The 11,625-nt window shown below is 33.9% G+C and carries 6 protein-coding genes and 2 tRNA genes; all 8 read left to right on the forward strand.

Annotated elements, in window-relative coordinates:
• Positions 1-239: 239 nt before the first annotated feature.
• The 8 genes from dnaE (at position 240) to J3S90_RS06255 (ending at position 10,575) form a co-directional block, all read left to right on the forward strand.
• Positions 240-4,790, forward strand: a complete 4,551-nt coding sequence (gene dnaE / locus J3S90_RS06225) for a DNA polymerase III subunit alpha (protein ID WP_210645487.1) — start codon at positions 240-242, stop codon at positions 4,788-4,790.
• A gap of 175 nt (positions 4,791-4,965) precedes the next feature.
• Positions 4,966-5,883, forward strand: a complete 918-nt coding sequence (locus J3S90_RS06230) for an outer membrane beta-barrel protein (RefSeq protein ID WP_188049491.1) — start codon at positions 4,966-4,968, stop codon at positions 5,881-5,883.
• Positions 5,884-6,197: 314 nt separating this feature from the next.
• Positions 6,198-6,515 (forward strand): thioredoxin, encoded by a 318-nt coding sequence (gene trxA, locus J3S90_RS06235; RefSeq protein WP_072945763.1) that lies wholly within the window; start codon positions 6,198-6,200, stop codon positions 6,513-6,515.
• Between the two features lie 82 nt (positions 6,516-6,597).
• A complete protein-coding gene (locus J3S90_RS16100; protein WP_317192520.1) occupies positions 6,598-6,924 on the forward strand; it encodes a hypothetical protein in 327 nt (108 codons plus the stop codon).
• The gene (locus tag J3S90_RS06240) at positions 6,921-9,167 is read left to right on the forward strand and encodes a M1 family metallopeptidase (RefSeq protein ID WP_317192521.1); all 2,247 of its coding nucleotides are present in this window, start codon (positions 6,921-6,923) and stop codon (positions 9,165-9,167) included. The genes J3S90_RS16100 and J3S90_RS06240 overlap by 4 nt, the downstream gene beginning before the upstream one ends.
• Positions 9,164-10,102 (forward strand): DUF58 domain-containing protein, encoded by a 939-nt coding sequence (locus J3S90_RS06245; protein ID WP_210645488.1) that lies wholly within the window; start codon positions 9,164-9,166, stop codon positions 10,100-10,102. The genes J3S90_RS06240 and J3S90_RS06245 overlap by 4 nt, the downstream gene beginning before the upstream one ends.
• A gap of 86 nt (positions 10,103-10,188) precedes the next feature.
• Positions 10,189-10,262, forward strand: a tRNA-Asp gene (locus J3S90_RS06250).
• Positions 10,263-10,498: 236 nt separating this feature from the next.
• A tRNA-Asp gene (locus J3S90_RS06255) sits at positions 10,499-10,575 on the forward strand.
• Positions 10,576-11,625 lie beyond the last annotated feature (1,050 nt).

An 11,625-nucleotide genomic window follows, 5' to 3' on the forward strand; every position in this document is an offset into this window, starting at 1 on the left:
TACTTTATTTTACGACATCCAGATTGTAGAAAAAATTATGTAGTTATTTTTCAAGGTTTAAAAGTGTATGTTTTTTTGTCGAGAGATTTAATAAACGTCAGAGAATATGTTACAAAAGAGGCAGTGTATTTTTTCTTTCTTTATTAACAAGTTGGTTTCTGTTTTTTGTCTAAAAATAACCTAAATTTGAAATTCAATTTTTGTAATTTTAAATAATTACAATCACTTCAATTCCAGCTATGTACTTAATTTTTGATACCGAAACTACAGGATTACCTAAGCGTTGGGGCGCACCTATTTCTGATACGGACAACTGGCCACGTTGTATTCAAATCGCTTGGCAGTTGCATGATGATATGGGGAAGCTCATCGAACATCAGGATTATTTGGTTAAACCAGAAGGTTTTAATATTCCTTATGATGCCGAACGTATTCACGGAATTTCAACAGAATTGGCCGAAGCCGAAGGAATTTCTTTAGCCGAAGTTTTAGAGAAATTTAATATCGCTTTAGGCAAAGCCAAATATATTGTAGGTCAGAATCTAGGTTTTGATATCAATATTATGGGTTGTGAATTCTATAGATTGGGAATAGAAAGTCAAATGAGTTCCATGCCAATTCTGGATACCTGTACGGAGGTTACTGCTTCTTTATTAAAATTACCTGGAGGTCGTGGTGGAAAATTCAAATTACCAACACTTACAGAATTACATAGTTTTTTATTCAATAAGCCTTTTGGTGAAGCGCACAACGCTACTGCCGATGTGGAGGCAACTACGCGTTGTTTTCTAGAATTAATTAGACGTGAAATTTTCACGAAGGAAGAACTTGATGTGGAGCCAGGTTATTTCAAAGACTTTCAAAATAGAAATCCTTCCGAAATAAAGCTAATTGGTTTAAAACATATCAATCTCAAAGCGGCTTCGGATAAAATTCGTCAGCAATTTGGAGAGAAACAGGAACCAGCGGTTTCAAAGAAAGAGCTTTCTGAGAATAAAAAAGTTTTGGTAGACACGCAGTTTGTGCACTTACACAACCATACCCAATTCTCAGTATTGCAATCTACCATTAGTATTGCAGCATTAGTCAAAGCGGCGGCACAACAAAAAATGCCTGCTGTTGCCATGACCGATCACGCCAATTTAATGGGAGCTTTTCACTTTGTACGTGATATTTTATACCATAATAAAGCGGCTGAAGCCAAAAATAAAGCGGCAATAGAAAACGGTGAGGAGCCTACTGAAGTTACGATGAAACCGATTGTAGGTTGTGAGTTTTTTGTTTGTGATGATCATAAAAACAAGTCGGTCAAGGATAATGGCTACCAAATAGTGCTTTTGGCGAAGACCAAAAAAGGCTATCATAATTTAGCAAAAATGTCATCGATCGCTTATACAGAAGGATTTTATTATGTTCCAAGAATTGATAGAAAGGTCATTCAGGAATTCAAAGAAGATATTATCGTATTGTCTGGAAACTTGTATGGAGAAATTCCAAATAAGATTTTAAACATTGGTGAAAATCAAGCCGAAGAAGCCTTAATTTGGTGGAAGAACGAATTCAAAGATGATTTTTATATTGAGGTGATGCGTCACAATCAAGAAGACGAAAATCGAGTAAATGCTTCTTTAGTTTCATTGGCTAGAAAACATGATGTTAAAATTGTTGCTACAAACAACACCTTTTATATAGATAAGGAAAATTCGAATGCGCACGATATTTTGCTTTGTGTGCGCGATGGCGAAAAGCAAACTACACCTATAGGTCGTGGTCGTGGTTATCGATACGGATTGCCGAATCAGGAATATTATTTCAAGTCGGGAGACGAGATGAAGCAACTTTTTGCTAATCTGCCAGAAGCAATTTCTAATATAGCAGAAATTGTAGATAAAATTGAAATTTACGATTTAGCTCGAGAAGTTTTACTTCCGAAATTTGAAATTCCAGTAGAGTTCAATGATCCTGAAGATGTAAAAGATGGAGGAGTTCGTGGAGAAAATGCGTATTTAAGACACCTTACTTTTGAAGGTGCTAGAAGACGATATGCAGAGATCACAGAAGAAATTCAAGAACGACTCGATTTTGAATTATTAACGATTTCGAATTCTGGTTATCCTGGATATTTCCTGATTGTACAGGATTTAATTGCTGAGGCACGAAGCATGGGAGTTTCTGTTGGACCAGGTCGTGGTTCTGCAGCGGGTTCAGTAGTTGCGTATTGTTTGAAGATTACAAATATTGATCCCTTAAAGTACAACCTGCTTTTTGAGCGTTTCCTGAATCCCGATCGTGTGTCCCTTCCCGATATTGATATCGATTTTGATGATGAAGGTCGCAGCAGCGTTATGGATTATGTGATTCGTAAATACGGTTCAAAACAAGTGGCACAAATTATCACTTATGGTAAAATGGCGACTAAATCTGCCATTCGAGATACGGCGAGAGTGTTGGATTTACCCTTATTTGAAGCAGATAAAATTGCCAAGTTGATTCCAGGAATGATGCCGTCTAAATGGAACTTGGCTCGTTTTTTAAATGAAAAGCAAGATGTAATTAAAAAGGCAGTTCGTCCTGAAGAATACGATAAAATTAAAGAATTAATTGGTCTTGCCGGTGAAGATGATCTAGGTGGAGAAACTATTCAGCAAGCTAAAGTTTTAGAAGGAAATCTCAGAAATACTGGTATTCACGCTTGTGGAGTAATTATTACGCCAAGCGATATTACCAATTTTGTTCCTGTAGCTACTGCTAAAGATTCAGATTTGTATGTAACACAATTTGACAACTCGGTGGTAGAAAGTGCCGGTTTGTTGAAGATGGATTTCTTGGGTTTGAAAACCCTGACTTTGATAAAAGATACCGTTAAGTTAGTAAAATATAGAACCGGAATCGATCTTGATCCGGATACGTTTCCTATTGATGACTTAAAAACATACGAACTCTTTCAACGTGGAGAAACGGTGGGAATTTTTCAATATGAGAGTCCAGGAATGCAGAAATACATGAAGGAATTAAAGCCAACGGTTTTTCCGGATTTAATTGCCATGAATGCCTTGTATCGCCCGGGACCAATTGCTTATATTCCGAGTTTCGTCAAGCGAAAAAATGGTGAAGAAGAGATTATTTATGATCTAGATGCGTGCGAAGAATTATTAAAAGATACGTACGGAATTACAGTTTACCAAGAGCAAGTAATGCTTTTGTCCCAAAAACTAGCCGATTTCTCTAAAGGGGATGCTGACGTTTTACGTAAAGCGATGGGAAAAAAGCAAAAAGATGTTTTGGATAAAATGAAACCCAAATTTATCAATCAAGCTGCCGCCAAAGGTCATGCCGAAGATAAATTAGAAAAAATTTGGAAAGACTGGGAAGCCTTTGCGGAATATGCCTTTAACAAATCACACTCGACTTGTTACGCATGGATTGCGTATCAAACCGCTTATTTAAAAGCCAATTATCCTGCGGAATATATGGCTGCCGTTTTGTCTAATAATATGAGTGATATCAAGCAAGTTTCTTTTTTCATGGAGGAATGCAAGCGCATGGGATTGCAAGTTTTAGGACCAGACGTAAATGAGTCTTTTTATAAATTTACGGTAAATGACGATTATGCGGTCCGTTTTGGAATGGGCGCTATCAAAGGTGTAGGTTCTGGAGCAGTAGCAACTATTGTAGAAAACAGAAAAGATGGTAAATACAAATCTATTTTTGATTTAGCCAAACGAATTGATTTGCGTGCCGCCAATAAAAAAGCAATTGAAAACTTGGCTTTAGCGGGTGGTTTTGATTCTTTTGGAAACACAACAAGAGCCCAATATTTTCATGATGATGGCGACGGAATTACTTTTTACGAAAAAGCGATTCGATATGGTTCTAAATACCAAGAAAATGAAAATTCATCTCAAGTAAGTTTGTTTGGCGAAAGCAGCGATGTACAAATTGAGGAACCTGTTGTGCCACCTTGCGAAGACTGGAGTACTATGGAAAAGCTAGCGAAAGAGAAAGAGGTGGTTGGAATCTATATTTCTGGACATCCTTTGGATGATTTTAAATTTGAAATGAAGTATTTCTGCAATTCTAAATTGGAAGCGCTCAAAAATATGGAAGCTCATGTAGGCAAAACACTTGCTTTTGGAGGTATAGTTTCTAATGTACAAAGACGTATTGCTAAAAATGGAAAGGAATGGGCGATTTTTAATCTAGAAGGTTTTGATGAAAGTTTTGAGTTTAAAATATTTAATGAAGAATACTTAAATTTTCATCGCTATTTACTTCCTAATAATTTTGTTTATTTTAAAATTTTGATAAAAGACGGATGGGTAAATAGAGATACAGGTAAAAAATCAGAACCAAGAATGCAATTTACGGATGCAAAACAGTTGCAAGATGTACTAAGTATTTTTGCTAAGAAATTAATTTTACTATTGAATATAAATGATTTAGAAGCAGAATTTATTCATAAACTAAGTCGTCTTTTTCAGGAAAACAAAGGAGATAATACGGTTTCTTTTGAAGTGATGGAAATCGAAAAAACGAAAAGGCTTGTTGAAGTTGCTGCTCCAGAAATAGAAAATGACGAAGAAGTTTTTGTGGAGGAAAATGAGGATTCTGAAATTGAAGCTGATATTATGACAAATTCAAATGCTATAGTTAAGGCAAAAGTAGAAGAAATTGAGGAGATTAAAGTTGTTACTAAATTAGCAATGCCAAGCAGAAAATTAAAAATTAATATTTCTAATGAATTGTTATTAGAATTAGAAAAAATGCAAATAAATTTCAAATTAAATTAATTTTAAACGCAAATAGCTCTTTTATTTATAGTTGTAAATGTTAATTTTTTCGACCTAAAGAGCTGATTTTAATATGCATGCATATTAATTTTTTTTTATGTGTGTATTTATTTAGTAAATGCAGATGCGCTATGAGTGAAATTAATTAAATTTGTGTTAAACAAAAAATAAAATTATGAAAAAGAACCTTTTTTTATTAGGATTTATGGCTTGCTCTTTGACTATGATGGGGCAAACTGACAAACAAGAAAGCTGGTATTTTAAATTAGGCGGATCTTACTTTACACAAACTGCAGCTACGGAATTTCCTACAGTAGGTGGTAACGCAGCTTTAAGTAAAGTGTATGTTGGAGGAAAATTAGTTTCTGAAGAAAGCGTTACTGGATCTTTTGGAGAAGGTTTTAGAACTGGTTTTACAGCAGGTTACCGTTTTAATACTCGTTTAGGAGTAGAAATGGGTGTTAACTACTATAATAGTACTGATAAAACTATGGCAAAAACAGTTTCTGATGTGCCAATTACTCCAGCTGGTGTTTATAATTTTGAATCAGTAGGTCAAATTACTGCTTTTGATTTAGCTCCTGCATTAGTATTGTTTTTAGGAGAGCACAAAGGTTTTGAGCCTTACACAAAAGTAGGTATTTTAGTGCCTATTCACGGTGATTTAGAAATTACTTCTGATGCGAATGCACCGATAGCTTTTGCTCCATCAGGTGCTCCAACTGCTTTTGGAAAGATTCACAGCGTTGATAAAGTAAAACCAAATCCAACGGTAGGTTTTATGTCTGCTTTAGGAACATCTTACAAGTTAGGTAAAAATATTTCTGCTTATGCTGAACTAGAGTATCGTAACTTTACTGTTCATGGTAAAACAAAAGAAACAACTGAGTTTACAATAAACGGTACTGATAGATTAAATACTAGAACTCAAGCACAAATTCATACCAATTACCAAGATAAAATTGATGTTAAATCTAATAACGCTGCAACTAATCCAAGTGGTTTAGATTCAACTAAACCAATGGACGAATTAAGTTCTTATGTTGGTATTTCTGGTTTAGGTTTTACTTTAGGTTTGAAATACAGTCTATAATCTAATACTTTTTTTAAACAATATATTTAAGAGGTTGTCTTTTGGCAACCTCTTTTTTTTAGCCCTGATCGAAGCGGCATCCTTTTAGTATCTTGTTGCGAGGAACAAGCAATAAGAGACTAAAAGATATAGCGTAGAGCAGGAATATCTACTAATTTTGAATAATTAGATTTAAAAAACATTTTTTATAAAGAATGACAATACACTTATAATCAAAACTAATTTTTAAATAGTGTTTGATTTGTTTTTAATTTCTAAATTTGTATCCAAGTTCTGAACACGCTCAGGACTTTTAAAATCTAAAAAAAAACAATATGGCATTAGCAATAACAGATGCTACTTTTGAAGAAGTAGTTTTGAAATCAGACAAACCAGTAATGGTAGATTTTTGGGCAGCATGGTGTGGACCTTGTAGAATGGTTGGTCCAATCATTGACGAATTGAGTACTGAATACGAAGGTAAAGTAGTAATTGGGAAAGTAGATGTTGATGCAAACCAAGAATTTGCTGCAAAATACGGAGTGAGAAACATACCAACAGTATTGGTTTTTCATAACGGAGAAGTAGTAGGGAAACAAGTAGGAGTTGCTCCTAAACAAACTTACGCAGATAGTTTAGACGCTTTGTTGTAATCGGTAGATTATAATTTATATAGAAAGGTTTGGCGAAAGTCAAGCCTTTTCTTATTTTTAACCCACACCAATCTCTGTTGTAATGAAAATCAATTTGTTTGTATTGTGTTTTGTTTTAGTATTTTATTCCTGTCAATCGGTTAAGAAAACTACTGTAACTTTAGAAACTGGAATTTCTAAAGAACTAGCAACTTATCGCAAGAGCCAAGTATCTGCAGTTTCTTATGATTTAGCATTTGCTATTCCGAAAGAGAAAGAAAGCCCTATTCTATCGCATCTTGTTTTAAATTTAAATCTTACCAATACTCAGCAGTCTTTGTATTTAGATTTTAATGAAAAGAAAGAAAATCTAAAATCAGTTGTAGTCAATGGAAAAACAGTTACTATTATTCACGAAAAGAGCATTTGATTATAGCTAAAGAGTTTTTGGTAAAAGGTAAAAACAGGGTTGAGGTTGATTTTATAGCAGGAGAATTATCCTTAAATAGAAACGATGATTTTTTATACACTTTATTGGTTCCAGATAGAGCAAGTACTTTATTTCCGTGTTTTGATCAGCCTGATATCAAAGCTACTTACACACTTTCTATAACGGCACCTAAAGGTTGGTCTGTTCTAGCTGGCGCTCCGCTAATCAATAAAATCGAGAAAGGAGATTTTGAGCAATACCAGTTTGGTAAATCCGATAGCATGAGCACATACTTATTTTCTTTTGTCGCTGGTGAATTTAAAAGTATTTCTCAGAATTTAGATAATTTTCCGATGACTATGTTGTATCGAGAAAGTAATAACGAAAAAATTAGCGAGAGTACCGATGCTATTTTTACTTTGCACCGACAAGCGATTTCCTTTTTAGAAAAATATACCCAACATCCTTTTCCATTCCAAAAAATGGATTTTGCTACAATTCCTGTATTTCAATATGGCGGAATGGAGCATGTAGGAGCGATTCAATATAGAGAATCGAAATTGTTTTTAGACAACAGCGCAACAGACAGCGAAAAATTAAGTAGAGGAAAGCTTATTGCCCATGAAAGTTCACACATGTGGTTTGGCGATTTGGTCACTATGAAATGGTTTAATGATGTCTGGATGAAGGAAGTGTTTGCTAATTTTATGGCCGATAAAATAATGAATCCAGCTTTTCCAAAAATCAATCACAAGTTGCAGTTTTTGGCAACACATTACTCTAGTGCGTATGACGAAGATCGAACCAAAGGAACGCATCCTATTCGTCAGAACTTAGCGAATCTTAAAGATGCAGGTTCTCTTTATGGAAACATCATTTATAATAAAGCTCCTATTATGATGCGACAATTAGAAGCAACGATGGGAAAAGAAGTATTTCAAAAAGGAATTCAGAAATACATACAGAAATATGCAAACTCAAATGCAGATTGGGAAAATTTAGTAGCGATATTAGACAAGGAAACTCCAATTGATATAAAAAAATGGAGTGATGTTTGGGTAAATCAGTCGGGTAGAGCTTTATTTAAGGATCAAATTGAATATGGTGAAACTGGTGAGATAAAGAATTTCTTAATTGAGCAACAAGCCGAAGACGGTTCGCAGAACGTATGGCCACAAATTTTTGAAATTGGATTGATTTATCCTGATACTATCAAAACTATTAAGGTGAATGTAAAAGATCGGATTACAAATGTTGCTGAAGCAATTGGTATGATAAAACCAGTCTCTATTATTTACAATTATGACGGTTTAGGTTATGGTGTTTTTCCAGTTGATACTAAAAATATTGATGCAATTCAAAATACAAAGGACGAAGTAGCTAGAGCTTATAGTTATATTAATGTCTATGAAACTACATTAATTGGCAAAATCAAACCATTAATAGCTTTTGATAGTTTTTCAAAAGCAATTGCGGTAGAGGAAAATGAGTTAATTGTGAAGTTGTTGTCCAATCAGTTGAGTACATTGTTTTGGGATTTTCTAACTGTAAAGCAACAATATAAAGCGCAAGTAGAATTAGAAGCAATAATTTGCAACAGATTGCAAGCTGATTTACCTTCGAATATCAAAAAGACATTATTTGGTTTGTTTGAAAATGTCGCTTACTCTAAATCAGGTAAAGAAAAATTATATCAAATTTGGAATAAAGAAGTTAACATTCCAAATCTGAAGTTAAACGAAGACGATTACACTAATTTGGCTATGGATTTAGCAATATATCAGTATGATAAATCAGATGCTATATTGTATAAAACGAGACAAGCAATAACAAGCTCGGATAAACAAAAACGTTTTGATTTTCTTCTTCCCTCATTGTCTAATGATGTAACTGTTAGAGATTCTTTTATGCAATCACTCAAACTGCAAAAGAATAGAGAAAAAGAAGCTTGGGTACAAATAGCTTTGGCAAATATTCATCATCCATTGCGTCAGGATAGTTCAAAAAAATATTTAAAAGAGTGTTTAGATTTAATAGAAGAAGTACAACTTACAGGAGATATATTTTTTCCAAAAGGTTGGTTGGTTAACAGTGTGGGTAAATATTCCTCTTTAGAAGCTTTCCAAATCGTAAGTGATTTTTTGAAAGAAAACCCTAATTTCAGTCCAATTCTAAAGAGAAAATTATTGCAGGCGACTGATAATTTAGCGCGTGCTCAGGAAATTAAAAAGGAAATAGAATGAAAATCGAATCCCAAATAGAGAAAATCTCCAGTTTTCAACATCTAGAATTATTAGCAAATCAAGTGGTCGAAGGCTTTATTTCAGGAATGCATAAAAGTCCCTTTCATGGCTTTTCTGCTGAATTTGCGGAGCATAAAGTGTATAATGTTGGCGAAAGCACCAAACATATTGATTGGAAGCTTTTTGCCAAAACGGATCGCCTGTATGCCAAACGCTTTGAGGAAGAGACCAATTTACGATGTCATATTATTATTGATAACTCATCGTCAATGCATTATCCAAAGCTAAAAGAAAATCAAAATTTTTTTGAGAACAAAATAGGGTTCTCAGTATTAGCTTCTGCAGTTTTAATGAATTTATTAAAAAAGCAACGTGATGCAATTGGACTTAGTGTTTTCTCGGATCAATATGAATACTATGCGCCTGAAAAAGGGAGTGATCGCCATCATAGAATGATATTAAATGCATTAGAAAACCTGCTTAAAAAGCCTTTTAATCATAAAATGACACATACTACTACCTTTTTGCATCAAATAGCCGAGAAGATTCACCGACGCTCTATGATTATTTTATTTACGGATATGTTTCAGTCAGGAACTAACGCGGTACAAGACGAAGCGTTGTTTAGCGCTTTGCAACATTTAAAACATAATAAACACAAAGTTGTTTTATTTCACGTTATAGATGCTAAAACGGAGCGAAGTTTTGACTTTGATAATGCACCAAGAAAGTTTATTGATGTAGAAACCTCAGAAGAAGTAGCTGTTTTTGCCGATAATGTGAAGGAAGAATACGAAAAAGAGGTGGAAAAATACTTTAAAAAGTTAGCTTTAACCTGTTCTCAGAATAGAATTAAGTACATTCCTGTTAGTGTAGAGGAAAGTTTTGAAAAAATAATGACGACATACTTAGTTGAAAAACAAAACTTTGGCTAAAACATTAAAAATTTATTAATTATTTTTTAAAAAAAGGCTTGCGTAAACGGAAATCTATTGTATCTTTGCCACCGCAATAACGCAGAGGTTTGGTAGTTCAGTTGGTTAGAATACATGCCTGTCACGCATGGGGTCGCGGGTTCGAGTCCCGTCCAGACCGCAATATTGGGGAAAGCCTTTCGTAACAGAAAGGCTTTTTTGCCCCATAAGGTTTTTAACGTTAGTTGTGTTGTTTGCTACGAATTTGTAACTCGTAGCGGGTTTAGTAGTTAGACCAATGAAAAGCTTTTCGCTTCGGCGAATAGCTTTTTTGATTAAAAAGAAGGGAATTCGATTTTGTAGTAATATAATTTAACAAAATTCAAATTTCAAAAAAAATATAAGTTAAATAATGTTGGTTTGGTAGTTCAGTTGGTTAGAATACATGCCTGTCACGCATGGGGTCGCGGGTTCGAGTCCCGTCCAGACCGCCAATATTAAAAAAGTCTTTCGTAACAGAAAGACTTTTTTTGTTTAATATATTTCTATCAAATGTTGAAATTTAATCATTGCACTTGCTATTTACTCTTTTAGAGTGAAAGTGGTTATTTCGATTTCTAAAAATCGATATTCTTTAAATTAATTTAAAAAAATCCTCAAATTCGAGATTACTATCTATTATTTTATCATTCTTGAGGATTTAGTTTGTCGAATCGTGATTAACGGCAATTTTCAGTTGGGATTTTAGAAAGTATACTTTCTTTAAAAGCCATTCGTTTCGATTGATTTCCTTTTGGCGTTTCCCATTCTAAAAAAGAGGCTATATCCGAGTTCGGTTATAGCCTCTTTTTAGAATGGGTCGGGCTTTTCGCTTCAAGTCCTCGTCAAGTTCCGTTATACTTCACTTGACTGTGGGCTTTACACTGCCATCCCTAACGCGGTTTTGTTTTTCTCAGACGTTTAGAAGAGGTTAGGCGTAACAAACAATTTACTATTCTAGATCACAGTCTGCTCAATAGGATTACTATACCTATATATAGGTAAGAAAAAAAATACCTACCTATATATAGGTGTAAAAAAACAGCAGTTTTATAAATGGTAGTATTGCTTTACCTATATATAAGACAACAATAGCAATCCTAGCGCGATATTATATTGACATTTGATTGTGCTAAAGAAGAAACTCCTGCTTATATATAGGTGTCAAAACAGTATTAATGTAAATTCTAGTGCCATTTTACCTATATAAGACAAGAATAGCAATAATTAAAGAAGATAGAAGCCTTTAAAATGATTTACCTATTATATAATAGGTAGCTTTAAGTAAGATTACAAAGAGCAAATGTTATGTACAAAGCCAATAAAAGGGGATAAAACCCTTTTTTAGATTGCATTTAGAAGAGTGGAGTAGTTGTTTAGAAAAAAAATATCGCATTCAAAAATCAGATTTTCAGCTCTTTAAATAAAACGGCAATAAAAAGTTAAAAAAAAGTGATTAAAAAAGCTTGCATAACGGTATAAACGTTGTAGTTTTGCACCCGCAA

This window comes from Flavobacterium flabelliforme, assembly GCF_017948675.1.
GTDB classification, from domain to species: domain Bacteria; phylum Bacteroidota; class Bacteroidia; order Flavobacteriales; family Flavobacteriaceae; genus Flavobacterium; species Flavobacterium pygoscelis.

Coding starts and splice junctions, on each gene's coding strand:
- dnaE (WP_210645487.1), top strand. CDS start 240: ATGTACTTAATTTTTGATACCGAAACTACAGGATTACCTAAGCGTTGG.
- J3S90_RS06230 (WP_188049491.1), top strand. CDS start 4,966: ATGAAAAAGAACCTTTTTTTATTAGGATTTATGGCTTGCTCTTTGACT.
- trxA (WP_072945763.1), top strand. CDS start 6,198: ATGGCATTAGCAATAACAGATGCTACTTTTGAAGAAGTAGTTTTGAAA.
- J3S90_RS16100 (WP_317192520.1), top strand. CDS start 6,598: ATGAAAATCAATTTGTTTGTATTGTGTTTTGTTTTAGTATTTTATTCC.
- J3S90_RS06245 (WP_210645488.1), top strand. CDS start 9,164: ATGAAAATCGAATCCCAAATAGAGAAAATCTCCAGTTTTCAACATCTA.